This is a genomic window from Amycolatopsis sp. DSM 110486 (assembly GCF_019468465.1).
Lineage (GTDB): Bacteria > Actinomycetota > Actinomycetes > Mycobacteriales > Pseudonocardiaceae > Amycolatopsis.
In genome coordinates this window covers 7399206-7423993 of the sequence record NZ_CP080519.1, presented here as the reverse complement: position 1 = coordinate 7423993, position 24788 = coordinate 7399206, and the positions used below count along the sequence as shown (strand labels likewise).

At 71.2% G+C, this 24788-nt stretch carries 24 protein-coding genes; 6 read left to right on the top strand and 18 right to left on the bottom strand.

Going from position 1 to position 24788, the window contains the following annotated elements:
* Positions 1 to 2: 2 nt before the first annotated feature.
* The 3 genes from K1T34_RS35995 (at position 3) to K1T34_RS35985 (ending at position 3658) form a co-directional block, all read left to right on the top strand.
* Positions 3 to 806, top strand: a complete 804-nt coding sequence (locus tag K1T34_RS35995; RefSeq protein WP_255637799.1) for an IclR family transcriptional regulator — start codon at positions 3 to 5, stop codon at positions 804 to 806.
* The gene (locus K1T34_RS35990) at positions 796 to 1818 is read left to right on the top strand and encodes a serine hydrolase (protein WP_220239178.1); all 1023 of its coding nucleotides are present in this window, start codon (positions 796 to 798) and stop codon (positions 1816 to 1818) included. The genes K1T34_RS35995 and K1T34_RS35990 overlap by 11 nt, the downstream gene beginning before the upstream one ends.
* Positions 1819 to 2032: 214 nt before the next feature.
* Positions 2033 to 3658 carry a M4 family metallopeptidase gene (locus tag K1T34_RS35985; RefSeq protein WP_220239177.1) on the top strand — a complete coding sequence of 542 codons (1626 nt, stop codon included), beginning with the start codon at positions 2033 to 2035 and terminating at the stop codon, positions 3656 to 3658.
* A gap of 119 nt (positions 3659 to 3777) precedes the next feature.
* Here the strand turns inward: K1T34_RS35985 and K1T34_RS35980 are convergent, their stop codons facing one another.
* On the bottom strand, positions 3778 to 4131 hold the full coding sequence (locus tag K1T34_RS35980) for a DUF488 domain-containing protein (RefSeq protein ID WP_220239176.1): 354 nt from the start codon (positions 4129 to 4131) through the stop codon (positions 3778 to 3780).
* Between the two features lie 106 nt (positions 4132 to 4237).
* Here K1T34_RS35980 and K1T34_RS35975 point away from each other — a divergent pair, with 106 nt between their 5' ends.
* Complete coding sequence (locus K1T34_RS35975; protein WP_220239175.1) at positions 4238 to 4852, top strand: hypothetical protein; 615 nt, start codon at positions 4238 to 4240, stop codon at positions 4850 to 4852.
* A 19-nt stretch (positions 4853 to 4871) separates the two neighbouring features.
* On the opposite strand, the gene K1T34_RS35970 is transcribed toward K1T34_RS35975, so the two are convergent.
* Positions 4872 to 5603 (bottom strand): TetR family transcriptional regulator, encoded by a 732-nt coding sequence (locus tag K1T34_RS35970; RefSeq protein ID WP_220239174.1) that lies wholly within the window; start codon positions 5601 to 5603, stop codon positions 4872 to 4874.
* A 109-nt stretch (positions 5604 to 5712) separates the two neighbouring features.
* Between K1T34_RS35970 and K1T34_RS35965 the strand changes: the two genes are divergently transcribed.
* Positions 5713 to 6180 (top strand): hypothetical protein, encoded by a 468-nt coding sequence (locus K1T34_RS35965; RefSeq protein WP_220239173.1) that lies wholly within the window; start codon positions 5713 to 5715, stop codon positions 6178 to 6180.
* A 231-nt stretch (positions 6181 to 6411) separates the two neighbouring features.
* Here K1T34_RS35965 and K1T34_RS35960 read toward each other — a convergent pair whose 3' ends face one another.
* From K1T34_RS35960 to K1T34_RS35920, 9 genes are all read right to left on the bottom strand, one after another.
* Positions 6412 to 6786 carry a hypothetical protein gene (locus tag K1T34_RS35960; RefSeq protein WP_220239172.1) on the bottom strand — a complete coding sequence of 125 codons (375 nt, stop codon included), beginning with the start codon at positions 6784 to 6786 and terminating at the stop codon, positions 6412 to 6414.
* A 99-nt stretch (positions 6787 to 6885) separates the two neighbouring features.
* Positions 6886 to 7629, bottom strand: a complete 744-nt coding sequence (locus tag K1T34_RS35955; protein ID WP_220239171.1) for a hypothetical protein — start codon at positions 7627 to 7629, stop codon at positions 6886 to 6888.
* Between the two features lie 72 nt (positions 7630 to 7701).
* Entirely contained in the window at positions 7702 to 7986 is a 285-nt protein-coding gene (locus K1T34_RS35950; RefSeq protein WP_220239170.1) for a hypothetical protein, read from the bottom strand.
* Between the two features lie 111 nt (positions 7987 to 8097).
* On the bottom strand, positions 8098 to 8907 hold the full coding sequence (locus K1T34_RS35945) for a DeoR/GlpR family DNA-binding transcription regulator (RefSeq protein WP_220239169.1): 810 nt from the start codon (positions 8905 to 8907) through the stop codon (positions 8098 to 8100).
* Between the two features lie 452 nt (positions 8908 to 9359).
* Entirely contained in the window at positions 9360 to 10256 is an 897-nt protein-coding gene (locus K1T34_RS35940) for a cyclase family protein (protein ID WP_220239168.1), read from the bottom strand.
* 23 nt (positions 10257 to 10279) lie between these two features.
* Positions 10280 to 10984 carry an ABC transporter ATP-binding protein gene (locus tag K1T34_RS35935; protein ID WP_220239167.1) on the bottom strand — a complete coding sequence of 235 codons (705 nt, stop codon included), beginning with the start codon at positions 10982 to 10984 and terminating at the stop codon, positions 10280 to 10282.
* Entirely contained in the window at positions 10971 to 12680 is a 1710-nt protein-coding gene (locus tag K1T34_RS35930) for a branched-chain amino acid ABC transporter ATP-binding protein/permease (RefSeq protein ID WP_220239166.1), read from the bottom strand. The genes K1T34_RS35935 and K1T34_RS35930 overlap by 14 nt, the downstream gene beginning before the upstream one ends.
* Positions 12681 to 12703: 23 nt before the next feature.
* Complete coding sequence (locus K1T34_RS35925; protein WP_220239165.1) at positions 12704 to 13582, bottom strand: branched-chain amino acid ABC transporter permease; 879 nt, start codon at positions 13580 to 13582, stop codon at positions 12704 to 12706.
* A gap of 28 nt (positions 13583 to 13610) precedes the next feature.
* Positions 13611 to 14798 carry an ABC transporter substrate-binding protein gene (locus K1T34_RS35920; protein WP_255638818.1) on the bottom strand — a complete coding sequence of 396 codons (1188 nt, stop codon included), beginning with the start codon at positions 14796 to 14798 and terminating at the stop codon, positions 13611 to 13613.
* A 208-nt stretch (positions 14799 to 15006) separates the two neighbouring features.
* Between K1T34_RS35920 and K1T34_RS35915 the strand changes: the two genes are divergently transcribed.
* A complete protein-coding gene (locus tag K1T34_RS35915; RefSeq protein ID WP_220239163.1) occupies positions 15007 to 15753 on the top strand; it encodes an SDR family NAD(P)-dependent oxidoreductase in 747 nt (248 codons plus the stop codon).
* A gap of 47 nt (positions 15754 to 15800) precedes the next feature.
* On the opposite strand, the gene K1T34_RS35910 is transcribed toward K1T34_RS35915, so the two are convergent.
* The 7 genes from K1T34_RS35910 to K1T34_RS35880 form a co-directional block, all read right to left on the bottom strand.
* Positions 15801 to 16631 (bottom strand): enoyl-CoA hydratase-related protein, encoded by an 831-nt coding sequence (locus tag K1T34_RS35910; RefSeq protein WP_220239162.1) that lies wholly within the window; start codon positions 16629 to 16631, stop codon positions 15801 to 15803.
* 61 nt (positions 16632 to 16692) lie between these two features.
* Positions 16693 to 18384, bottom strand: a complete 1692-nt coding sequence (locus K1T34_RS35905) for a CoA-transferase (RefSeq protein ID WP_220239161.1) — start codon at positions 18382 to 18384, stop codon at positions 16693 to 16695.
* The gene (locus K1T34_RS54515) at positions 18384 to 20504 is read right to left on the bottom strand and encodes an acetate--CoA ligase family protein (RefSeq protein WP_220239160.1); all 2121 of its coding nucleotides are present in this window, start codon (positions 20502 to 20504) and stop codon (positions 18384 to 18386) included. Before K1T34_RS54515 ends, K1T34_RS35905 begins: the two co-directional genes overlap by 1 nt.
* 29 nt (positions 20505 to 20533) lie before the next feature.
* Positions 20534 to 21949, bottom strand: a complete 1416-nt coding sequence (locus K1T34_RS35895) for an aldehyde dehydrogenase family protein (RefSeq protein WP_220239159.1) — start codon at positions 21947 to 21949, stop codon at positions 20534 to 20536.
* Between the two features lie 29 nt (positions 21950 to 21978).
* The gene (locus tag K1T34_RS35890) at positions 21979 to 23046 is read right to left on the bottom strand and encodes a tartrate dehydrogenase (protein ID WP_220239158.1); all 1068 of its coding nucleotides are present in this window, start codon (positions 23044 to 23046) and stop codon (positions 21979 to 21981) included.
* Positions 23043 to 23855 carry a DeoR/GlpR family DNA-binding transcription regulator gene (locus tag K1T34_RS35885; protein ID WP_220239157.1) on the bottom strand — a complete coding sequence of 271 codons (813 nt, stop codon included), beginning with the start codon at positions 23853 to 23855 and terminating at the stop codon, positions 23043 to 23045. Before K1T34_RS35885 ends, K1T34_RS35890 begins: the two co-directional genes overlap by 4 nt.
* Positions 23852 to 24718, bottom strand: coding sequence for a hypothetical protein (locus K1T34_RS35880; protein WP_220239156.1), 867 nt, complete (start codon positions 24716 to 24718; stop codon positions 23852 to 23854). The genes K1T34_RS35885 and K1T34_RS35880 overlap by 4 nt, the downstream gene beginning before the upstream one ends.
* Between the last annotated feature and the right edge of the window lie 70 nt (positions 24719 to 24788).

Genomic DNA, 24788 nt, shown 5'->3' with positions numbered 1-24788 from the left:
CCGTGACCAAGGCTGTCAACGACTCGGCGAACAGTCCCCGCGGCGCGGTGGACAAGGCGCTCGAAGTGCTGGCGACCCTCGCGCTCCCGGGTGGGCCGCACCGGCTCGCCGACGTCGCGAAGGCCTGTGACCTGCCGAAACCCACCGCGCACCGGATGCTGCAGACGTTCGCGGACGCCGGTTTCGCCGCCGCGACGGGCGGTGGCCAGTACGACGTCGGGCCGAGGCTGCTCGGACTCTCGGCCGCGGTGCTCGCCGGCAGCCGCACCACCCGGTCCACCCGCCCCGTGCTCGCTGACCTGCGGCGGCGGACCGGGCACACGGTGCACTACGCGGTGCGCCACGCCGACCGGGCGGTGTACGTGGAGAAGCTCGAGCCGGAGCAGGCGTACCGGCTGAACACGCGGCCGGGCGGCGAGGTGCCGCTGTACTGCACGGGCGTCGGGCGGGCAATCCTGTCGCGATTGCCGGAGGCCGAGGTCGCCGAGGTGCTCTCCGGGCCGTTGAAGGCGTGGACGGCGAAGACCTCCACGGATCCGGCCGCCATCCGCGCTTCGCTGGCCACTGTGGACAGTCTCGGGTACGTGGTCGACGACGAGCAGTACGAGGCGCACGTGCGGTGCGTGGCCGCGCCGGTGGTGGATGCCGACGGGGTGGTCGCCGGAGCGGTCAGCGTGTCGGGGCTGACGTTCACGCTGCAGCCGGAGGCGTTTGCGGCGCTCGGCCCGCTGGTGGCCGAGGCGGCGAACCGGATTTCGGCGAAGCTGGGCCCGGCCGGCTTGCAGGCGGTGTCCGATGAGGACTGAGCTGCTCGATCTTCTTGCTTCCACGTCGGGCTTGTACTCGGCCGCGGCGTGGTCTGTCGGCACCGCCGATGAGGTGCTCGACCGCGGGGTGCTCGGCCCGCGTTGGCACGGCGGCCCGGAGGCGACCGAGGAGAGCCGATGGGATCTCGCGTCGGTGACGAAGCCGGTCGTCGGGATCGTGGTGGTGGCACTGGCCGAACGGGGGCTGCTCGACCTCGACGAGCCACTCCCCCGGCACCTGCCGGCGTATGCGGGCGGCGACAAGGCCGGGATCACCGTCCGGCAGCTGCTCGCGCACACGTCCGGGCTGCCGGGCGGAACTCCACTCTACCGCGAGCACCCGACGCGGGAAGCGCTGCTGGAGGCGATCCGGACCGGGCCGTTGCGTTCTTCGCCCGGCACGCGGGTCGAGTATTCGTCGCAGGGGTTCATCCTGCTCGGGCTGATCGCCGAGGCCGCGGGTGGCGCACCGCTCGACCGGCTCGTGACGGAGCTCGTCACACAGCCGCTGGGGCTCACGGCCACCGGCTTCGGCCCTGCTCAGGGGTTTCTGGCCGACGCGGTGGCCACTGAGGACTGTCCGTGGCGCGGCCGGGTCGTGTGTGGACAGGTGCACGACGAAAACGCCGTGGTGCTGGGCGGGATCTGCGGGCACGCCGGCTTGTTCGCCACGCTCGGCGACGTCGAGCGTCTCGGGCAGGCGCTGGCCGGCGGCGCGCAAGCGTTGCTCAAACCCGCGTCGCACACGGAGATGATCGCCTGCCACACCGAAGATCTCGCGCTACGCCGCGGGCTCGCGTGGCAGGGCCTCGACGTGCCGGGCTCACCCGTCGGCACCGCCTTGGAACCCACCTCTTACGGCCACACCGGCTTCACCGGGACCAGCCTGTGGATCGAGCCGGAGCGGGGCCGTTTCTACGTGCTGCTGACGAACCGCGTGCACCCTTCGCGGTCCACGCCCGGGATCGAAAAGGTGCGGCGCGAATTCCACGCGCGAGCCGCGGTTCTCTGATCCCACATCCTGGACATCGGCCATTTTCGCCGCCGGGCCGGAAGTCGTTGGCGCAGAAAGATATCCGCTCTAACGTGTCCGTTTTGGGTATTTTACATCCAATGGCTGGACCACGATCCACTTCCTACTTTCGGCGCTTCTGAGTTTCGGATCGGAATCGGAAACTTCTTCCACGGGCCACTCGGGTTGGCCCTCTGTGCGGAAGGTAGACCGTATGTCTTCGAAACGACTGGCCGTGCTGGCTACAGCAGTGACGGCTTCGTCGATCCTCGTGGCCGCCGGTGGCGCCGCGAGCGCGTCGCCCCAGCAGACCCAGGTGAGCACCGACTCCCTCGGCCGCGTCATCGCCGTCCAGCCCGCGGCCCCCGTCGCCGCCGCACGCGGCCTCGCCGGGAACGCCGCCGCGGCCGCGCAGTCGCACACTGCGGACCTGGCCCTGCAGTTCGGTCTCGCCGTCGGCGACCTCACCCTCACCAGCGTGCAGTCCCTTCCGGGCGGCAGCGTCGCGCGGCTGCAGCAGAACGTCGGCGGGGTGCCGGTGTACGGCGCGCAGATCGTGCAGGACCTCGACGGCAGCGGCGCGCTCATGGCCGCGCTCGGCAAGACCACACAGCGCACGCAGGGCTCGTTCCCGGCCGACGCGAAGGGCGCCCAGGACCGCGCGGCCAAGGTTGCGCACGCCGCCGTGGCGCAGAAGGACGCCGGCGTGCTGAAGACCGGCGCGGAAACCGCGTACTGGTACGACGCGAGCCTGGGCGGCGACGGCGCGAGCGCCACCGCCGTGCCGACCTACTTCGTGCCCGTCAACGGCGTGGACCCCGAGGACAAGTGGACAGTCGTCGTCGGGGCCGACACCGGCAAGGTCCTGCAGGTGTGGGGCGAGTCGGAGGCCGCCACCAACCGCGTGGTGTGCGACGCGAATCGCAAGGTCGTGGACCTCGACATCGCGACGCTGGCCGACCTGCGCTGCGGCGTGGGCACCGCGTTCGGCGTGACCCGAGGTGAGGGCCAGGCCGCGGTCGCGACGGCAGACGTCAACAGCGTCTACGACTTCTTCGGCGACGCACAGAACTTCTACTCCCAGTTCGCCTCGTACGACCTGACGGCCAACATCGGCACCGACTACCACGACGGCAAGGGCAAGGCCCTGCGCGGCACCGTGCGCATGTGCGAGGTGGAGACCGAATCGGACGGTCGCCGCCACACGCAGTGCCCGTGGGCCAACGCGTTCTGGGAAGGCGAGCAGATGGCCTTCGGCGAGGGCGTGACCACTATGGACATCACCGGTCACGAGCTCACCCACGGCGTCACCCAGCACACCTCGCAGCTCGGCAACGGCTACGCGGGCGCGCTCAACGAGGGCATGTCCGACGTGATGGGCCAGTTCATCGCCATCAAGTCCGGCGACGCCAACGTGCAGGGCGCGAACCGCTGGCTGATGGGCGCGGGCTCGTCCATTGGGCAAGTCCGGGACATGAAGAACCCGCCCAACTCGGGCGAGGGCCCCAGCCCCGACCGCGTCAACGGCCAGTTCTGGGTCGGCGCCAACGGCGACCCGCACATCGACGCCGGCGTCGTCGACAAGACGGACTACCTCATCACCGACGGCGACACCTTCAACGGCCAGACCGTCCGCGGCATCGGCGAGGACAAGGCCATCGCGCTGTGGTGGAAGGTCGAGAACCTGCTGCGCCCCACGTCCACCTTCAAGGACCTCGGCACGGCGCTGAACTCCGCCTGCACCACCAACGCCCGCACCGGCGTCGCCGGCACCACCACGGCCGACTGCACCCAGGTCGCCAACGCGGTGAAGGCCACGCAGCTGAACCTGGCTCCGTAAGGCTTTCTCTTCCTGGCCGCTGCCGGCGCTCGCTTCCGCGGGTGCCGGCAGCGGCTTTTCGCGTCGGTGTCGCGAACCTGCCAGCGCTCGGTGCTGCGAGCGGGGACGATGGGGTTGTGTCAGTCTTCCGAAAGCAGCTGCGCCAGGACGGCGGCCTGGCTGATGTCCAGGGCGCGGCTCGCGGTGAGCAGCGTGAGCGGGCCCTGTGCGGCGCGGTCGCGCAGGGCGGCCAGGGCGTCGGCCGCCGGGCCGGGTGCGGCGAGCTCCGCGCGGTAGCGGCGGGTGAACTCGGCGAACCGGTCGGGGTCGTGGGCGTACCACTTGCGCAGCTCGGTGGTGGGCGCGACGGCCTTGCACCAGTCGTCGAGGGCGGCCTTCGCCTTGGCCAGGCCGCGCGGCCAGACGCGGTCCACGAGGACGCGGGTGCCGTCGTCGGGGCCGGCCGGGTCGTAGACGCGTGCGATGCGGACCATCGGGTCATTGTCGTCCATCCGATCGTCCGGCACAGCGTTGACCGGCACGACATCGTCAGGCACGGCATCGTCAGGCGCAGCGTTGTCCGGCACAGCGGAGCCGGCCGTGGCTAGCGCGCCCGAGCGCAACCGGGTGACGCCGCTGGGCGAGATCGTCGCGATCCCGCTGCGCGGCGCGTGGACGGGCAACCGCGGCATCCTCCACTCCGGACACGAGATCGTGCGCACCCACGCGAGCGACCTGTGGCTCACCTGCCGGCTCGAGTTCCGCGGCCGGTGGCGCGAGCAGTGGCTGCCGCACCGCTACACGCACCTGTACTTCCACGACGAGGCCGTCTCGTTCGCCGCCGGGCACCGCCCGTGCGGGGAATGCCGGCGCGCGGACTACGTGCGGTACCGCGACGGCTGGGCCGAGGCGCTGGACGTCGCGCCGCCGTCCGCGCGGGCCATGAACCGGCAGCTGCACGCCGAACGCCTCGCCGGTCGCCGGCGCCGGCTGCACGAGCTGCCGTGGACAGAGCTGCCGGATGGCGTGTTCGTCCTGCGCGAAGACCGGCCCGCGCTGGTCGTGGACGGCGGCCTGACCGACTGGACGACCTCCGGCTACGGCCCACGCCACGCCCTGCCCCGCCGCGGAACGGCCCAGGTCATCACGCCACCCGCGACCATCGCCGTCCTCCGGGGCGGCTACCCGATCGAGATCGCTGCGACAGCACACTGAGCAATGGCACTGAGTGCACTTATCGGTCCGCTTCCGGGTCCTGGAAGGCTGCGCCGAGCCGGGCCATGACCTCCGGCAACGGCGTCGCGGTACTCAACACCGCGACCACCGTCGTCTCGGCGTTCACCGGCCGAAAAGCCTCTCCGACCAGGGCGAACGCCCGCGCCGCACTCGCCGCGATGTCGTCCTTGCCGCCGCTGCGCAGCCACCGCCGCAGTACGTGGTTGTTCGCCGCCGCGATCGCCGCCGCGGCCACGGCCGCCCGCAGGCTCGCCGTGCCGTCGCCCTGTTCGGCGAACCGCGTCTGCAGGTACCGCGCGAGCACGCGCTGGTACCGGTCGACGGTCGCGACTTCCTTGTCCCGCAACGAAGTCACCGTCCGCGTGAGCGTGAACCGCTTCAGCGACACGTCGAGGTCCGCGGCGTAGTAGTCGAGCACCAGGCTCACCGTCGAACACGCCACCTCGACCGGATCGCGCGACGGATCCGCGCGCTCGAAGGCCTGCTCCATCTCCGTGACGATCTCGTCGTGGTTGGCGAAGAGCACGTCGTCCTTGGTGTCGAAATACCGGAAGAACGTGCGGCGCCCGACCCCCGCCGCGGCGGCGATCTCGTCAACGGTCGTCGCCTCGTACCCGTTGGCCACGAACAGGTCCACGGCCGCCGAGGACAGCGCGCGGCGCAGCTGCCGTCGGCCGGCTGCCGTCGCCCCGACCCGGGTGGCCGGCGCGCGGCGCTGCGATTCCGTCATGCCCGAAGACGGTAGCAGGCCGCCTTGCTAGTGGCACTGAGTGCCGTTAGACTCGTGGTCGGACCTCGAACCCCTGTGACCATTTCCCCACGACCGGAAGGCGTCGACGATGAGCCTCGACACCCAGCTCCAGCCGACCGAGCTCGCGTCGGCCGAGCACGCCCACGAGCGGTTCGACGCCTACTACGGCCGCCTGTTCGGCTGGTCGGTGCGCTGGCAGGGCAGCCGGCTGTTCCTCGCGCTCGAAAATGGCCTGTGCGCCGTGACCCTGCCGAAGCTCGCCGCCGGCCCGGTGCTGCGCCACCTCGCCGACACCGGCTGCCAGGGCCCCGTCCTAGTCCTGCCCACGCAGCACGGCCCGCGCGTCGCCATCCTCGCCGAGACCGACGGCCTGGTCCCGCCCCGCACCACCCTGCCCACCGACGTCGACCTCCTCGACTGCGGCGCCCTCGTCCCCCTGCCGATCGGCCCGCAGGTCCCCGGCGTCTCGACGGAGTGGCTCGCCGCCCCCGACCCGCGGCAGCGCTGGCTGCCGAGCCTCAGCGCGGTGCTGGCCGGGGTCCGCGTCCGCCACTGACGACGGTCAGGCGCGCCATGGTCACTTCCCCGCCCCACCGTTCTCCCCGACCCACAGTTCGTCCATCCGGCCGACGTTCACGTCCGGCCGCGCCCCGACCGTGATGCCCTCGGGCGAGGTCCATGGTCGTCGCCGGTCACCTCGGTCCCGGAAAATGTGCGCACCCTGTCAAACGGCGAGGGGCAACGCACAAGTCCTGTGAGGATTCGGACACCCCGTGCGGGGAAAGCGTCAGCGGCTGGCCGCGAGCTGTCCCCCGAGGATGGTCGCGGCGCGGTCCACGAGGTCGTCCACGCCGGCGACGAGCGTGTCGATCTCGGCCCACCGGCGGCGGTCGCGGTCGGCGTCGGGCGCCAGCGCGGTGTCGACGAGCAGCAGGAGCGTGTCGATCTCGTAGGCCAGGTCGGCGAGCTTCAGGAACGGCACGTGGTCCGGCGGCGAACCGGCCGCCGCGCGGGCGCACGCGGCGTGCCCCATCGAGCGGCAGACGGCCTGCAGCCGAGCCCGGATCTCCTCCTTGCGGGCCCCCGCCCGCGGGACGCCGGTGCGGATGTTCCAAGCCACCGAGAGGAGGCAGCGGCCGGCGTCGTCGAGGGAGGTGTTCATCACCGCGCGAGTCTCGTCCCAGACGCGCGGGTGACGGCCCCGCTCAGCCGTTCGACACGCGAAGGCCACCGGATCGGGTGAACGCCGCGGTGTCCTCCACTATACGGCGGCCAGTGTCCTTTGTGGACTCTGCTGGCCGGCGGCCACGGGTCCGCGGTCGGCCGCGGCGGCCAGGCTCGTGAGCATCATGTGCACCCACAGCGTGTGCTCGGCGGTCTTCTCGATGGCGTGGCTGTCGTTCGGCTCGGCGACGAGGAAGCCGCTCGGGACCCAGCTGCCGTCGGGCCGCTGGGAGTCGATGTACCAGCGGGCCATGCGCAGCACGTGCTTCAGGTGGTCGCCGGCCGGGTCGATCTCGGCGGCCATCGCGGAGCCCCAGCCGAACTTGCAGATCTGCATCGACTCCCAGTGGTTGTACTGCGCCTCGGTGCCGGAAGCGGACAGCCGCAGCATGCCCGTGGCGATTTCGCGCGCCCGCTCGTCGCGCGTGACCATGTAGTAGCGGCTGAGGAACGCGGCGCCGATGCCCGGGTTGTAGAACGCCTGGCGCGGCTCGCGGAAGTCGACGCGGCTGATGAACTCGTCGTCCTGGTCGGCGACGGTGCGCAGGCCGTTCGGACCCCAGGAGGCGTAGAGCACGTGCGGCAACTCCGGCTGCGCGGCCCACAGCCGGTCGAACCAGCCGAACGCCGCCTGCGCCACGTCCGACTGTCCGCTCGCGAGCGCGGCCAGCCCGAGCTGTGCGGTCGGGAACACGAACTGTCGGCCGGTGCGCGCTTCCTGTCGTTCCATGAACGCGCCGCCGGTTTCGGGATCCTGGAAGGACTTCCGCATGGTGTCCACGAGCGCCAGCGCGGTGTCGTAGCGCTCCAGCGCCCACGCGCCCTGCGCCAGCAGTGAATGCGGGTAGGTCGCCTAGCGCGAGGTGAACGCCTCGCGCGGCACGCCTTCGCGCAGGTCGCCGGTGGCGGTGAGCGCGTTGCGTTCGATCCAGGACATCACCTGCGCGGCGACTTCACGTTCGCCGACGAGCGCGAACGTCCACGGCATCCGGTAGTAGCCGTTGCGAAGGTCGGCTGCCGCGGGCTTGCCGTCGTCGCCGACGTGGTCGAGCAGCCACCGCACGCCGCGAGCCCGGACTTCGCGCAGTCCCTCGCGCGCCGTTTCGAGCTCCGCCTCGGGAACGATCTCAACCGTCATGCGACCCCGTCCTCTCGCCCGGGCCGGCCGCTGCGCCGACGCCCATCCGAACCTAGGCGCGCCGCACCAGCGATGTCAATAAAACAACATCGCACTGACAAGAAAGCAACATCAGGCGATCGCGTGGTCCTCCTCGATCGGCACCGTGATCACCTCGACCTTGTACTCGCGCAAGGCTTTGCGGTAACGGTCGGGCAGCCGGTCGTCGGTCACGAACACGTCGACGTCGCCGAGCGAACACGCCCGCACCATCGCCGAGAGCTCGAACTTGCTGGAGTCGGCCAGCAGGATCACCTCGTCGGCCACCTCCACGAGGGCCCGCTTGGACACGGCGTCGAAGTGGTTGCCGCAGAACACACCTTCGCTCGTCAGCCCCGACGCCGCGAGCAGCAGCGTCCGCACGCGCAGCTCGCCGATCGCGGCCACGGTCATCGGGCCGGCGAACGACTGCGAGCTCTGGTGCAGCGTGCCGCCGAGGCTGATCACGTCGAAGCCTTCGCGGCCCAGCAACGTGTTGATGATCGGCAGCGACGCCGTCACCACCTGCAGGCGCGCGCCGTCGGGCAGGAGCTTGGCCACCTCGTGTGTGGTCGTACCGGCGTCGAACGCGACGGCGCCGGCGTCGGGCAGCAGCTCCAGCGCCTTGCGGGCGATCGCCTTCTTCGCGTCGCCGTGGCGCGTGGTGCGGGCGTGGAAGTCGGTCCCGTCGATGGCCGCGGCGGGCAACATGGTGATGCCGCCGTGCACGCTGCGCATGCGGCCCTCGCCCATGAGCTGCCGCGCGTCCCGCCGGATGGTCATCTCGGAAACATCCAGCGCGACGGCCAGCTCGGCGACGGTGCAGAACCCCTGCGCCTCCACCAGCGCGACGAGCCTGCCCCGACGTTCCTGTGCGGGCGACAGCTGGGTCTCGGATGTCACGCGTTCCTCCGGGTCTCGGCGCTCCCGGCGGCCCCGTCACCGCGACGGGCCCTGCCGGATCCGTCCGATGTTAACCAGTGTCATTTCCCGAACACCACCTCGCGGCCCCACCACCGGTCCCCCGGCGCCGACTTTCTCGCCCACCCCCAGGTCGCGCAGTTTCCGGGCGGTCCCGACCGGCCCCCTCGCCCGGGCGTTTTCCGGCCTTGTTCAGGCCGATCGCGGGCGGGGCGGTCCCATGCAGCGAGTTTCTAGCCCCCCGAGCGCCCAAGACCTGCCACCGCGCCCGCGGCTTCATCCCGACAGCGCCGAGGTCGCCGTCGTGCTTCCCGAGTTCACGGCGCCAGCCCTACTTCAGGCCAATCGCGGGCGGGACGGCCCCAGACAGCAACTTTCTCGCCCCCGACCACCCAAGACCCGCCACCGCGCCCCTACGACCCGGCGCCCCGGCCTTACTTCAAGGCGATCGCGTTGGCAGGAGAGCCGACGCCGCCCCGCAGGTTGATCGGGGCGGAGGTGAGGAGGCATTCGTAGCGGCCGTCACGGGCGCAGTGGGCGGCGAGTTCGTCGAGCCACCACAGCTCGCCCAGCGGCACGCCCAGCAGTCCGATGAGGCGCGGGTGCAGGGCGGCCTCGCCGAGCGGCAGCGCCTCGACGGCGATGTTGTCGCAGGCCAGCGCGCTGATGCCCCAGTCCCACAGGTAGGCGAGGAGCGCCTCGTCGGCCGCCAGGCCCGGGCCCGTCGTGTCCTCGCGCACCGCCGCGCGCTCCGAGGCAAGCGCGCGCTCGTATTCCGTGGCCCAGCCGGTGCGGATCAGCAGGATGTCGCCCGGGCGCTGCTCGACCCCGCAGGCCGCGCGGCACGCCTCCAGGTCCGCCGCCGTGATCTCGGCGCGCGTGCGCCAGTCGAGCGGCCGGCCCTGATCCGCGAGGAAAGCTCCGATGTCCAGCAGCACCGCGCGCCCGGCGATGCCGCGCGCCGCCCAGACGTGAACGCCGTGGTCCGCGGCGGGCAGCCGGTTGTGGAAGCCGCCGTCGGGCCGGCGCGCGTGCAGGAACCCGTCCCACTGCGACGAAGCCTGGAGGTAGTAGCCGTCGAGCCAGTCGTCGAGGTTGCCGCGCGGGGTGGTGAACACGTGGTGTTCGACCTGCTTGCGGCTGAACAACGGCGGGTCCACCCAGTCGACGGGCGCGTTGAGGCTGAACACCGCGCCCTCCCGCACGAGCGTCGCCGCGTGCGCGATCGCGCTGGGCGTCTGCAGGTTCAGCGCACCCAGCGCGTCGCCCGCCCCGAACAACCCACTGGCGTCGCCGCCGGGCAGGTCCGCGTAGGCCGGCCGCTCCGTCATCCGTTCCTCCGATCGCTTTCCGCTCACACCGCTCCCAGCAGGATCTCGCGCACCACCGAGGGATCGCGTTCGTACTCCACCGCCGGACGGTCGAACGGAATCGTCCCGCGGTCCACGATCGCCAGCCGATCCGCGTACTCGATCGCCTGGTCCACCAGCTGTTCGACGACCACCACCGCGCGCCCCGAGTCCGCGCGCGCCCGCAGCGCGGCCATGATCGGCGGGATCAGCACCTGCGCCACGCCCAGCGATGGTTCGTCGCACAACAGAACGGGTGGGTCCAGCATCATCGCCTGTGCGATCGCGAGCACCTGCTGTTGCCCTCCGGACAGGTCGCCGGCGAACACGTCCAGCCGCTCGGCCAGCAGCGGGAACGCGGTCACCACTTCGTCGAACCGCTGCGTCCGCCGCGCGCCGCGCAGGCCGTAACCGCCGAGGCGCAGGTTGTCCCGCACGGTCAGCTCCCCGAACACCCGGTGGCCCTGGTGTACCAGCCGCACACCCGCGCGGGCCCGGGCCGAAGGGCCGCGGCGCAGCGGAGTGCCGTCGAGCGTGGTGGTGCCGGCTTGTTCGGGAACGAACCCCGCGATCGTCGAGAGCAACGTGCTCTTGCCCGCGCCGTTCGCGCCGGCGATGAGCAGCAGTTCGCCCGCGTCGACGGCGAGGTCCACTCCGTGCAGCACGGTCATCGAGCCGTAGCCCGACCGCAGTCCTTCAACGCGCAGCACGGCCGCTCCCCACGATCACGTCCATCGACTCGCTCTCCCGCACCTCGGCCGCCACGCCGGTCGTGAGGACCCGGCCTTCGGACATCACCGTCACCGTGTCCGCTATCCCCCACACCAGTGGGAGATCGTGTTCGACGAGCACCACCGTCGCCCCGCTCACCGCGACGAGGCTGCGGATGAGCGAGACCAGCTGCTGCCGTTCGTTGAGCGACAACCCCGCCGCCGGTTCGTCGAGCAACACGAGCCGCGGCGCCGAAACGCAGATGCGCAGCAGCTCCAGCCAGCGACGCTCGGAATGGGTGAACGAGGAGACCGGCACGCCGCGCAACGCGTCGCGGATCCAGGCGTAGTCCCGATCCGAACCTTCCCGGATGCCGAGCTCGATGTTGTCCCACGCGTCGAGCGAGTCGAACACCCGCGGCGTCTGGAATCCCCGCGCAACACCCGCTGTGGCGATATCCACCGCCGGGCGGTGGTTTTCGGACACCCCGTCGAGCGAAATCTCACCCGCGTCCGCACGAACGAGACCGGAGATCACGTTCAGCGTGGTGGATTTCCCACACCCGTTGGGACCGATCAGCGCATGGACCTTGCCCGCCACGGCCTCGAAGCCGACACCGTCCAGCGCCACGACCGCGCCGAACCGCTTCGTCACCCCGGACACCGCGAGCTCCAGACCCTTCCCGGGTTTCCGCTCGCCCTCCAACCGCCCGATCATCGCCGGGATGTCCACAGGCGGCTTCGGCGCCGGTTTCCAGATCCGCGCCGCGAGGCGTTTCAGCGGTGGCAGCAGCCCGTCGGGCAGCAGCGCCATGATCACGAACGCGAGCACACCGTAGATCAGGTCGCGGTAGTCGGAGAACTTCGTGAGCAGCAGGTTCGGCACCACGTACAGCACGAACAACCCGAACAGCGGTCCGATGATCGTGCTGTCACCACCGACCACCACGGTGAAGTACAGCAACACGCTGAACGAAACCGGGAACGCGTCCGGGCTGACAAAGCTGAAGTACGGCGCGTACAACGCACCCGCGACACCCGCACCGACCGCGGCGATCACGAACGCCGCCACGCGCACCCGCCCCGGCCGGATCCGCAGCGTCTGGGCCGCTTCCGGGCTGATCGCCGCCGCACGCATCCGCCGCCCCAGCCGTGAACCACGCAACACCGCGTGTCCGAAAAGTGCCAGGATCGCCAACGCGAGCACGATCAGGCTGAACGGCTGGAACGCACCGCTGTGGGCGTCGACCGGCCGCACCACGGTCAGCGGCACACCGGACACCGCGTGCGTGAACGTGCTGAACCCGTACAGCAGCTGCGGGAACACCACCGCGGCCGCCAGCGACACGAACCCGAGGTAGTAACCCTGCACGCGCAACGCCGGCAACGCCAGCAGCAGCCCGAGCACCCCGGCGATCGCGATCCCGAGCAGCACCGCGAGCACCGGGTTCCAGCCGTACGTCGCCGTCGCGAGCGCCGTGCTGTACGCGGCGGCGCCGAAGATCGCGCCCTGGCCGAAGGTGTATTGGCCGGACTCCGCGCGCAGCACGTTGGTCGAGGCCGACGCGATCGAGTAGATCGCCACGATTGTCAGCGCGTAGGCCCAGTACGGGTCGCCGCCCAGCGCGGGCACGAGCACGGCCAGCGCGAGGATCACCGCACCCACCCCGGACTCGCGCATGGCGGAGGAGTTCACAAAAGACAGTCGACGAGGCACGCTCACACCCTTCTCGCGGCAGGACGGCCGAACAGGCCCTGGGGCACGACGAGCAGCACGACCACGAGGATCCCCAGCACCACCGCCGACTGGAAGTCCGCGCCGATCCACGTGGTGGCGGCCTGCGTCGCCATGCCGAACAGCGGGCCGATCAGCACCGCGCCCCGCAGCGAGCTCAGCCCGCCTACGATCGCGACGGTGAACCCGCCGATCACCAGGTTCAGCCCGCTCGTGCTCGACAACGCGAGGATCGGGCCGAACAGGTACCCGGTGAGGCCGAGGATCAGCCCGGCGATCGCGAACGACGCGATCTGCAGCCGCCGTGCGGGGATCCCGGCGGCGCGCGCGACGTCGTAGTCCTGCCGCAGCGCCTGCATCGCGAGGCCGGCATCGGTGCGCCGGTAGAAAAGCGACAACGCGGCGAACACGACCACCGCGAACGCGATCGCGACCAGGTACAGCACCGAAGTCTGCACCCCGAACACACCGAAGCTGCCGAAGACGGTGGGGATGTTGAGTGAGTCGCTGCCCAGCGTCCGCTCCACCAGCGCGCCGATGATCACCGACGCCGCCAGCGTCGTGACCAGCCATGAATGCTGGCTCGTGCCGCCCCGCAGCGGCAGCAGCGTCGCCACCCCCTGCACCGACACCAGCGCGACGATCACCGCGACGACGGCGAGCAGCCCCAGCACGTACCCGCCCACCCCGACGCCCGCCGGGAGCCAGGATACGGCGAGACCGCCCGCGGCCACGACCCAGAAGCCCTGCGCGAAGTTCAGGATGGTGCTGGTGTTGTAGATGATCGTGAGCGACATCGCGATGAGCGCGTAGATCGCGCCGCTGCCGATACCCCGGACGAGGACGATTCCTAGTTCCTGCATGGTTCCCTCTCGAGAAGCTGCGCCCCGGTCACCGGCATCCGGCCACCTTCTTGAACACCCCGGGCACCACGGCCGTGCCGGGCGCGACCGCGACGAGCGCGTCGTGCGAGGTGAGGAAGTGCGACGCGGGAGTGATGCCGAACGGAGCGTTGACGTAGCCGTCCTTCAGCCCGGAAGCGTGGTGTTCGAGCCAGTTCGCGACCGAACTGCCGGTGATCGATTTCGAACCGTCGGCACCGGCGGCGAACAACAACACGGAGTCGTGGGTGTTGGCCGCGAGGTCGGTCTGCGCGGTGGCCGCGGCCTTGGCGTCGAACGCCTTGAGCTGCGTGCGGAACTGCGCCGTCTCCGCCGGGACCTGCGCGGCCGAGCAGGCGCCGAAGCCGGGGTACTCGAGCGCGGTGACGTTGCGGTATGCGTCGGGCCCGGCGATCGCAGTGGCCGGCCCGGTGAACGTGGTGCCGTAGTTGCCGATCACGGGCACGTCCCAGTGCAAGTCCTGCAGCGCCTTGAGCGCGCGGCCGGTGTCCTGGCCGTTGGACGCGAACACCATCAGCGCCTGCGGGTTCGTGTTCTTCAGGTTCAGCACCTGCGAGGTCATGTCCGCGGTGCCCGACTGGTACTCCGCCGAGCCGGTGACGGCGATCCCGTTCTGCTTCGCCGCGGCCCGGATGGCGGCCGAGCCGAGGCGGCCGTACTCGAGGGTGTCGGAGAGGATCGCGATCTTCCGGTACTGCTTGCTCGTGGCGAACCCGACCTGCGCCAGGCCCTGGTCGCCCGCGCTCGCGGTGATCGAGAAGCTGTTGGGCGCGGCCTTCGGGCCGAAGGCGGGTGAGGCGGAACCCTGCACGTTGTAGACGTCGGCGGCGTTGATCGTGGTGATCAGCGCGGACACCTGGCCGGACGCGGTCGGTCCGACCAGCACGTCCACGTGTTCCTGCAGGATCAGCCGCCGCACCTCCTGCACGCTCTGCGTGAGGTCCGACGTCGTGTCGGCCGTGACGACCTCGAGCTGGTGCCCCAGCACACCGCCCGCGGCGTTGAGCTGGGCGACGGCGACCTCCGCGCCGAGGCGCACGGAGCTGCCGACCGTCGCGTTCGGACCCGTGAGCGGCACGGCGACCCCGATCCGGATCGGACCGTCGCCCAGTGTTCCCGGCGGTGCGGAACCGCCGCCGCAGCCGGCGAGCGCCGCCAGCAGGCCGAGCACGAGCACGGCGCGCAACCCGAAGGATCGCCGGGACCCACGGATTCCACGGTGCCCGGCTGTCCGATGTGGCCCCATCGAGGTGCCTCCGTCTCTCAAGCTGGTCGCAACGTAGGGTGACCCGCTCACGATGTCAATGTTCCAACATTCCTTGTTGCCATTCGATCACCGTTCTGATGACCTGGACCCGGGATCCGTTCGAAGAAAGGCAGGACACGTGACTACTCCACCACCGGTCGCGGTGCTCACCGGCGGCGCGGGCGACCTCGGGGCGGCCACCGCCGCCCGCCTGGCCCGCGACGGCCACCGCCTGCTCGTGGTCGACGTGGACACCGCCCGGGTCGAAGCGACGGTCGCCGCCCTGCGAGCCGACGGCGCGACCGCCGAGGGCCACACCGCCGACGTGACCGACCCCGCACAGGTCGCCGCCTACGCGGAGCACGCGGCGAGCCTCGGCCCGGTCCGCGCGTTCTTCAACAACGCCGGGATCGAAGGCCCGCGCGCCCTCATCCCCGACTTCGACCTCGACGCGTTCGAACGCGTGATGGCCGTGAACGTGCGCGGGGTTTTCCTCGGTCTCAAGCACATGCTCCCCCGCCTCGAAGACGGCGCCGCCGTGGTCAACACCGCGAGCGGCGCCGCGTTCGCCGCGGGCGCCGGCAACGTCGCCTACGTGACGTCGAAACACGCCGTGCTCGGCCTCACCCGTGCCGCCGCCGTCGAGGCCGCCGAGCGCGGGATCCGCGTGAACGCCGTGTGCCCCGGCGCCGTCGAGGGCCGGATGATGCGCAGCATCGACGCGCAGCGAATGTCCACGGAGGACGTTCCCGCCGGAAACCCGCTCGGCCGCCGTGCGCGGCCGGACGAGATCGCCGACGCCGTGGCGTTCCTGCTGTCGGCGAACGCGAGCTTCGTGACCGGCGAAGCGCTGGTCGTCGACGGCGGCAAACGCGCCCGCACCTGACGCGCGGCTCCCGTGCCGGGACTGGCCCCGGCACGGGAGGCGGGAGGTCAGGACACCGTCCACTTCGGAGCACGCTTCTCGCGGAACGCGCGCGGCCCCTCGGCGCCGTCGTCGCTCTCCGCGATCTCCTTGTCCAAGTGCTTCGCGTAGGCCGAAAGCGTCGGCTCAGCCGCCGACATCCGGTAGAGCTGCACGGTCGCCTGCACCGCGAGCGGCGAGCTGCGGCACACCATCTCCGCGATCTCCTCGGCGGCCTCGATCAGCTTGTCCTGCGGCACCACCCGGTTGACGATGCCCTGCTGCAAGCAGTCCTGCGCGCTCAACCGTCCATTGCAGAGGGTCAGGTACGCGGCCGTCGCGCGCGGCAGCGCCGTGTACTTCAGGTGCGGGGAACCGAGACGCCCGACGTTGGTGTGCTGGTCGCCGAGCCACGCGTCGTCGGCCATCACGCGCAGCTGGCACTGCAGCGCGAGGGTGAGCCCGACGCCGACGGCGAACCCGTTGACCGCCGAGATCAGCGGCTTGTTGAGCTCGACGTCCTCGGGCATCCCGCCGCCGCCCCAGTGGAACACCGGGCTGTTGGGGTCCTCGTGCGGCGTGCGCTTGCCCTCGGCCTGGTGCTGCGCGAGGAACTTGATGTCGCGCCCGGCGCAGAACGCGGGGCCCGCGCCGGTCACGATGCCGACGAAGATCTCCGGGTCGCGCGCGATGTCGAGCCAGCACTGGCGCAGCTCGAGGTAGGCGTAGGTGTGCAGGGCGTTGCGCACGTCGGGCCGGTTGATCGTGACGTAGGCAACGTGCCCCTTCTTCTCGTACACCACGTGCTCGAGACCGCTCGGCATGGTGGACGGATCGTACGGGGACTCGTACTCGGCCATGGTTTCTCCTGATTTTCGTTGAAGTGGCTCGGTTTCCGCGCGGGTCAGGTACGAGCGCGGCTCAGGCCGGAACACTGCCGAGGAACACGCGTTGCGGGTCGTAGCCGCGCAGCCGTTCGAGGTCGGCCGCGTCGGGCAGCGGCTCGGGCCGGCAGTCGGCGGCGACGGTGACCGGGAATCCGGTGCGTTCGACGATCTTGCGCAGCGTCGCGTCCCGGTCGGTGCGGGGGACCTCGACGTAGCTGGTGATCTCGTAACGGCCGTTCCGGCGTTCCAGCACCGCTTCCGACGTGACGATCGCCGACACGCGCCGGCCGGGCACCGTCACGTACGGCACGGTTTCGACCAGCCGCCGCGGCGAGTGCTTCACCACCGCGACCACGTCGTCGGCGGCCGACGCAACATCGTTCGCGCCGCCCGAGCCGACGAGGAACCCGCCGTCGGCGCCGACGGTGGAGTTGATGTTGCCCTCCGCGTCGATCTGTCCGGCCCCGAGCACCGCGATGCTGGACGTGCCCGGTCCCGCCATGTCACGACCGAGCACGGTCATCACGTCGGTGAGCTGCAGGCAGGTCGGGAGGTTCCGGCCGGCGAAAAGGTAAGGATCTCCCGGCTGGGGTTCGAATCCGGACATCCCGAGTTCGGCGGCCAACTGCACCGGGGAGCCCGCCGACCGCAACCGCGCGACGGCGACCCACGCGGCCAGGTGCGCGAACCCGATCCCGGCCAGCGCGACGTCGTGGCCCGCCACGGTGATGCGATCCCCGACGATCCGGGCGGCCGTGAGCGTCATCCGCTCCTCGACCGTGGGCCCGGTCGCCAGGGAAGGCGGCCACACGACCGGCCGGCCCTCGCGCAGCGTCCGCAGCCGGTCTTCTCCGAGCCGCGCCAGGAACGCGTCGTGGTCGCGCACGCCGGTGATCCACTTCTTGGTCCACCGCGCGAGCTCCTCGGGGTCCGCGGCGGCCGCGCGCAGCTCGTCCATGAACTCGGCGTCCTCGACGTACCCGCTGACGCCTTCCAGGCCCACCGGCTGCAACCCGTAGGGATGGGAACCGAACGGCGTGTGGCAGACCGCGCGCACCGCGTGTGCGGGAATCATCGGCAGCGAGTTGTGCCGCCGGATGAAGGAGTCGTCCACGATCTCCTCGACGCACGCGATCACGCCGTCGCGGGCCGCGAGCGAACCCCACGCGCCCTCGCCGTAGGGCGGGGCCAGGATCACGTTGCCCGCGGGGTCGGCGGCGAGCCCGTGCAGCAGCACCAGGTCGGGCCGCAGCGCCGTGACCACCGGCGAGACCGCGCCGTCCGGACCGACCTCGTGGTAGTCGCGACCGGCGTGCTCCTGCGCCATCGTGCTGCCGGCGAGCGAGCGCACCGGCAGGAACGGCACCCCGAGCGCTCCGGCCATCAACCGCGCGGTGAGCGTCCAGATCGACCAGTTCTCGATCTCGACGGACCCGTCTGCCGAAGCCCGTTGCAGCGCCGGGTTCGGGCGCGGGCTCGGGAAGTTCTCCCCCGCGTACGCCACGGTCAGCGTCTTCACCAGGCCCGCGGCGACGAGGGCGTGCTGCGTGTTCACGAACCCCTGTGCGCTGATCCGGAACCCCGGCTCGGTGCCGGCGAACTTCCGGATGATCTCCGCGACCGCCGCGTTGGGGCGGCCGCCGTTGTAGGCAAGGTGCAGGAACGCACCCGGCCGCACGAACTTCTCGACCGCCTCGGCCAGCGGCAGCACCTTCGACTCGCTCATCACACGGCCTCCACGATCAGCAGCGCGTCCAGCGCCACGACACCCGACCCGTCCGCCTTGACCGGGTTGATCTCGAGCGTGAACTTCCGCCACGGCAAGGCGGACGCCAGCGCGGCGAGGTTCGCGGCGAACGCACCCAGCGCGGGAAGATCAACACCGGCTGTGAGTTTCGGCGCACGTTCGAACACCTTCAGCCCGCGAATGTGTTCGGCCGCGGACACCGCGCTCACCGGCGCCCGCATGAGCACCACGTCGTCGAGCGCCTCGGCCAGCACGCCGCCGACGCCGACGCTCACCATCACGCCGAACTGGTCGTCGGTGAACGCCGAGACGAGGAACTCCGTGTCCCCGTCGGCCATGCGCTGCACGAGCATCCCGTCGAGGGACACGCCGTCGGCCTCGGCGCGGGTGGTGATCGACTTCCACGCCGTGTTCAGTTCTTCACGGCCGGACACCCCCAGTTTCACCAGCCCGGCCGCGTAGCGGTGGGTGACCTCGTCGGTCACGCCCTTGAGCACCAGCGGGAAACCGAACTCCGCGGCCTCGTCGACCGAATGCGCGTGGATCCCTTCGACCACCGGCAGCCCCGCGGCGGCCAGCAACGGACGCGCGCGGTGTTCCGCCACCACGGCCGGTTCGGAAACCACCCAGCCGGCCACCACCGGCCCGACCGCCGCCGGAACCTCGGCGACATCCGCCGAGGCGGCCCCGGCGGCCGGCGAGTACCGGCCGAGGTGACCCAGCGCCCGCGCCGCCCGATCGTGCTCGGGGAACGCGTAGATCCCGAGCTCCGCCAGCGACCGCAACGCCTCGTCCGGCGCGAGCGGCCAGCTCACGCACACCGGTTTGTCCGTCGCCCCGCGCAGCGCCTCGACCGCAGCCACCACCTCGGCGGCCCGGTGCCGCATCGCCTGGGCGAGGAACAGCACGCCGTCCACACCCTCGTCCGCCGCGATCGCGCCCAGCGCCTCAGGCAGCTGCGAGCGCCACTTCGCCTGGTAGAACGACTCCGGCGTGAGGTCGGTCGGGTTGCCCACCGCCGCCAGCGGCGTCAGCTTCGCGGCCGCCGCCCCCACTGTCGCCTCGGACAGCCGCGGCACGGCCAGCCCGCGCGAAACGCACTGGTCCGTCGCGAGCACCCCGCCCCCGCCACCGGTCGTGGTGATGGCGATCCGCCCGCCGGCCCCGAGCTGCTCCGGACGAAGCGAACTGAACAGCGACGCCGTGTCGAGCAGTTCTTCCAGCGAGCCCACCAGCGTCACGCCGCAGTCGCGCATCACCGCGCTGAACACCTTGTCCACCCCCGCGAGCACCGCCGTGTGCGATTTCGCAGCCTCGGCGCTCTCTTTCGAACGCCCACCCTTCAAAATCACCACAGGTTTGGCGGCCGCGTGTGCTTCCCGCAACGCGGCGACGAGCTTCGCCCCGTCCTGCACACCTTCGAGGTACGCCGCGATCACGCGCACACCGTCGTCGTTCGCGTAGTGGTGGATGAAGTCGGCGGCCGACACCACGGCCTCGTTGCCGACACTCACCACATGCCGGAATCCCCACCCGGCGCGGGCGGCGAGTGCCATCGACGCGGCGGTGATCCCGCCGCTCTGGCTCACCATCGACACCGTGCCCGTGAGCATGGTTTCGAAATCGAACAAGCCCGAGCTGTAGGTGGCCGTGAGCTTGGTGCCCGTGTTGATCAGGCCCAGGCAGTTGGGCCCGCACAGGTTGAAGTCCACCGCCGCGCATGCCTCGACCAGCCGGTCCTGCAGCGCGCGGCCCTCCGGCCCGGACTCCGCGAACCCACCGGCCCACACGACGCCGTTGCGGATGCCGGCCGCGCCGCACTCGGCGACGAGGTCGACCGCCCGGGCCGCGGGGACCGCGAGGATGGCGAGGTCCGCCGCGCCCGGAAGGTCGGCCACACTGCGGTAGGCAGGCAGGCCCGCCACCGTCTCGGCCGACGGGTGCACCGGCCAGATCTCACCGGTGTACCCGAACTTCAGCAGGTGCCCGATCGCCGTGCCGCCGACGTTGCCTTCCCGGTCGGACGCACCGACCACGGCGACGCTGCGCGCCTCGAGCAGACCGCGGATGTCGCGGAACCGCACTCCGTTCTCGCTCACTGAGCTGACCTTTCCTTCGTCCCCGCCGCTCAGGCGGCGAGGATCACGAGCTTCTCGGCGACCAGCGACGCCACGGCGTACTTCACGCCTTCGCGGCCGTGGCCCGATTCCTTGACACCGCGGTAGGGCATGTGGTCCGCGCGGAACGCGGGCGCGACGTTGACCAGGACCGAGCCCGCTTCCGCCTTCTTGGCGTACTGCAGGGCGTTGGTGAGGTCGTTGGTGAAGATCGCGGTGTTGAGGCCGAAGCGGGAGTCGTTGGCCGCGGCGATGGCCTCGGCGACGTCCTTCACGGGCACCACGGTGACGACCGGGCCGAAGACCTCGCTGCACAGCAGCGCCGAGTCCGCCCGGACGTCCGTGACCACGGTCGGTTCGAGCACGCCGTCGCGCAGCGCGCCGCCGGCGACCACGCGGGCGCCTTCGCTGACGGCGCCCTGGACCCACTCCATGACGCGGTCGGTGGCCTGGCCGCTGATCAGCGGGCCGACCACAGTCTTCTCGTCGGCCGGGTCGCCCACGGCGAGCGCCGTGACGGCCGCGCCGAGCTTGGCCACGACGTCGTCGACCACGTCCTCGTGGACGTAAAGCCGTTGCAGCGAAACACAAGCCTGGCCGGAGAAGCCGTAGCCCGACGCCACGGCGGCGGCGACCGCGCGGTCGAGGTCGGCGTCGGCGTCCACCACCATCGCGGTGTTCGAGCCGAGCTCCAGGATGTGGTGCTTGTGCGGCGAACCGGCCTTGATCTGCCAGCCGACGGCGGCCGAACCGGTGAACGAGACCACGGCCACGCGCTCGTCCTCCTGCCACGCCTTCACGATCTGCGCGGGGTCCCCGGTCACGAGGTTCAGCCAGCCGGCGGGCAGCCCCGCGTCGGCCAGGACCTCCACGAGCAGGCCCGCGGTGAGCGGCGTCCGCTCCGACGGCTTGAGCACCACCGGGCAGCCGGCCGCCAGCGCGGGGCCGATCTTGTGCGCGACCAGGTTCAGCGGGAAGTTGAACGGCGTGATCGCCGCGACCACACCCAGTGGCTCGGCCACGGTGAAGGCGAACATTCCGTCACCGGACGGGAAAGCGTCCATCTGCACGGATTCACTCGGAAGCCGGCGAGCCTCGTCGGCCGAGAGCTGCAGCGTGGTGATCGCGCGCTGCACCTCGCCGCGCGCGGCCGTGATCGGCTTGCCCGCTTCGAGCAGCAACAGCCGGGCGAACTCCTCGGCTCGCTCGCCGACGAGCCGCGCCGCGGCCCCGAGCACCTCGGCCCGGCGGTGCGGCGGCAGTCCTTCGGCCAGCGCGTGGTGCGCGGCGGTCACGGCGGCGGTGGCGTCTTCGGTGCCGCCCATCGCGTAGGTGCCGACGAGCAGCCCGTCCCACGGGCTGCGAACCTCGGCTGTTGCTTCGCGTGACACGCGCTGTCCGTTGATGAACAAATCCTGTGAACGCACGATCGTCCCCTCTTCTCCCCTGGTGGTGGTCATGCCTGCAGCCGCGCGGCGACGCCGTCGGTGAACTCCGCGGTGGACGCGGTGCCCCCGAGGTCGCGGGTGCGCAGGCCTTCGGCGAGGCACGCTTCGAACGCGGCCATGAGCTCCGCCGCCGCGGCCGGCTCACCGAGGTGTTCGAGCATCATCACGCCGGCCCACAGCTGCCCGACGGGGTTTGCCACGCCCTGGCCCGCGATGTCCGGTGCCGAACCGTGGACGGGTTCGAACATCGACGGGTGTTTCTTCTCCGGGTTCAGGTTCCCGCTGGGAGCCACGCCGATCGAGCCGGCGATCGCACCGGCCAGGTCGGACAGGATGTCGCCGAACAGGTTCGACGCCACGATCACGTCGAAGCCCGCCGGGTCGAGCACCAGTTTCGCGGCCAGCGCGTCGATGAGCACCTTGTCCACGCTCACGCCCGGGTAGTCGGCGAGCGTGTCGGCCACGACCTCGTCCCAGAACGGCATCGTGTGCACGATCCCGTTGGACTTCGTCGCGGACGTCAGCCGGTTGTGCCGGGTCGTGGCCAGCTCGGCCGCGAACCGCGCGGCCCGGGCCACGCCGCGGCGGGTGAACACGGCTTCCTGCATGGCCGCCTCGTGCGGCTCGCCGACGTAGATCCGCCCGCCGACGGCCGAGTACTCACCCTCGACGTTCTCCCGCACGATCACCAGGTCCACGTCGCCCGCGCCGACGACCCGCGGCGGGATGCCGGGGAGTGTCCGGACCGGACGGAGGTTGATGTACTGGTCGAACGTGCGGCGGATCGGGATCAGCAGGCCCCACAGCGTTTCCACGTCGGGGATCTCCGGATCGCCGACGGCGCCGAGGAAGATCGCGTCGTGCTTCGCGAGCTCGTCAAGCCCGGTCGTGGGCATCATCGCGCCGTTCGCCCGGAAATACGCCGAACCCCACGGGTATTCGGTGAGGTTGAGCGTGAAGTCGTGCCGGTTCGCAACGAGCTCGAGGCACCGCAGCGCGGCGGGCACCACCTCGAGGCCGATGCCGTCACCCGCGATGACGGCGATGTCGTGCTGGCGCTTCCTCGCGGAAGTCATGCTTCCTCCTTGTCCCCCTGGGCTTCCGCCCGGGAGACGATCGAGACCTCGACCCCGTGGGCGAGGAGTGCTTCGTGATCGGGGTCCGGGATGCCGTCGTCGGTGACGATCCGGTCCACGTCGTCGAGGGTGCAGGCACGCACCATCGCCGAGATCGAGAACTTGCTGGAATCGGCCAGCAGCACCACTTCGTCGGCGACGTCCACGAGCGCCCGTTTGGTCATGGCGTCGAAGTGGTTGCCGCAGTACACGCCGTCGGCGTTGACACCGCTGGCGGCGAGGTAGAGGCGGCGCAGGCGCAGCTCCGCGATCGCGGCGAGCGTCGCGGGGCCGGCGAACGACTGCGTCTGGTGGTGCAGGGAACCGCCGAGACACACGATCTCCACGTACTCGTGCGCCAGCAACGTGTTGGCCACCGCGAGCGAAGGCGTGACCACGTGCAGGCGGGCGTCTGGCGGGATGGCGAGCGCGAGCGCCAGGGTGGTGGTGCCGGCGTCGAGCGCGACCGCACCGACGTCGGGCAGGTCGCGGGCGGCGAACTCGGCGATGGCGTCCTTGGTCGAGCGCATGCGTTCGACGCGGGACCGGAAGTCTGTGCCCGCCAACGCGGTCTGCGGCAGGGCGGTCACTCCACCGTGGACACTGCGGAGGCGGCCGTCGGCCACGAGCTTCTGGACGTCGCGGCGGATCGTCATGTCCGAGACGTCGAACTCGCGCGACAGCTCGGCCGTGGTGCAGTAGCCCTGCTCCTCGACGATCTCCATGATGCGGCCGCGGCGGTCGCGGGTCGGGCGGGACGAGGTGGTCACCGGGCGCTCACCGCCTCGCGCACGGCTTTCGCGAGCGCTGCGAGCCGGGGCGCGGCCGTCGCGCGCAGGCCCGGGCCAGGCGGGTTTTCGGCGACGACGTCGTGCCAGATCGCCCGGCCGGCGAGGAACCCCGCCGCGCCGCCGCGGCAGGCTTCGAGGACGGCGGCCGGGTAGTCGGCGGGGGCGATGCCGCTGGAGAGGACAACCCACGGCACGGTGAGCTCTTCGGTCAGCCGGGTGGAAAGCCCGGCGACGGCCGAGACGTCACCCTTGCGGTAGCCGGGGATTTCGGCTTTGTAGAGATCCGGGCCGGCGGCGCAGAGGGTGGTGGCCGCTTCGTGGATGGCTTCGTCGCGCTGCGCGGGTTCGCAGCGCACCATGCCTTCGAGCAGGGTCGGCACTCCGCAGCGCCGGCCGAGGTCGAGGAAGCGGGCGACGGTGTCGTCACGTTGCGGGTCGGGGTGCCCGGGGCGGAAGAGCACGAGCAGCTTGATGGCGTCGGGGCCGGTGCGGCTCAGGAAGGCAGGAGTGGCCTCCCCGGCCAGCTCGCCGCGGGTGACCGGGCCGCCGGGCTCCTGCACGAGCCGGTCGACGGCGAGCACGAACCGCGTGCCCGCCGGGATGCCGGCGCGCGGCCCGTTGGCCAGTCCGTAACGGCTGTCGACCAGGACCGCCGACGCGTGGGGCGCCAGCGCGGCCACGGCCTCGGCCTTGAACCGGCACAGGCGCTCGTCGGACACGGTGCCTACGGGGGCACCCGCGGCCATGAGCGTCCGCAGCGATTCGCGGTGGTCGACCGACACCATCGTGAAGGAGCCATCCGGATTCGCCAGCCGGGCCGCAGCCGTGTGCGGGGCTTTCATCCGGCCTCCTTCCTGTTTTCGTCGCTGTTCGCACAGTGTGATGTTCGAAAAACAACATCGTGGGGCGGTT

Bases quoted from the DNA above. Each gene is read 5' to 3' on its own strand.
- K1T34_RS35960 (WP_220239172.1), bottom strand. From the start codon at position 6,786: ATGAACACCTCCCTCGACGACGCCGGCCGCTGCCTCCTCTCGGTGGCT.
- K1T34_RS35950 (WP_220239170.1), bottom strand. From the start codon at position 7,986: ATGACGGTTGAGATCGTTCCCGAGGCGGAGCTCGAAACGGCGCGCGAG.
- K1T34_RS35880 (WP_220239156.1), bottom strand. From the start codon at position 24,718: ATGAAAGCCCCGCACACGGCTGCGGCCCGGCTGGCGAATCCGGATGGC.
- K1T34_RS35890 (WP_220239158.1), bottom strand. From the start codon at position 23,046: ATGACTTCCGCGAGGAAGCGCCAGCACGACATCGCCGTCATCGCGGGT.
- K1T34_RS35990 (WP_220239178.1), top strand. From the start codon at position 796: ATGAGGACTGAGCTGCTCGATCTTCTTGCTTCCACGTCGGGCTTGTAC.
- K1T34_RS35940 (WP_220239168.1), bottom strand. From the start codon at position 10,256: ATGACGGAGCGGCCGGCCTACGCGGACCTGCCCGGCGGCGACGCCAGT.
- K1T34_RS35980 (WP_220239176.1), bottom strand. From the start codon at position 4,131: ATGGTCCGCATCGCACGCGTCTACGACCCGGCCGGCCCCGACGACGGC.
- K1T34_RS35925 (WP_220239165.1), bottom strand. From the start codon at position 13,582: ATGCAGGAACTAGGAATCGTCCTCGTCCGGGGTATCGGCAGCGGCGCG.
- K1T34_RS35985 (WP_220239177.1), top strand. From the start codon at position 2,033: ATGTCTTCGAAACGACTGGCCGTGCTGGCTACAGCAGTGACGGCTTCG.
- K1T34_RS35970 (WP_220239174.1), bottom strand. From the start codon at position 5,603: ATGACGGAATCGCAGCGCCGCGCGCCGGCCACCCGGGTCGGGGCGACG.
- K1T34_RS35905 (WP_220239161.1), bottom strand. From the start codon at position 18,384: ATGAGCGAGTCGAAGGTGCTGCCGCTGGCCGAGGCGGTCGAGAAGTTC.
- K1T34_RS35910 (WP_220239162.1), bottom strand. From the start codon at position 16,631: ATGGCCGAGTACGAGTCCCCGTACGATCCGTCCACCATGCCGAGCGGT.
- K1T34_RS35965 (WP_220239173.1), top strand. From the start codon at position 5,713: ATGAGCCTCGACACCCAGCTCCAGCCGACCGAGCTCGCGTCGGCCGAG.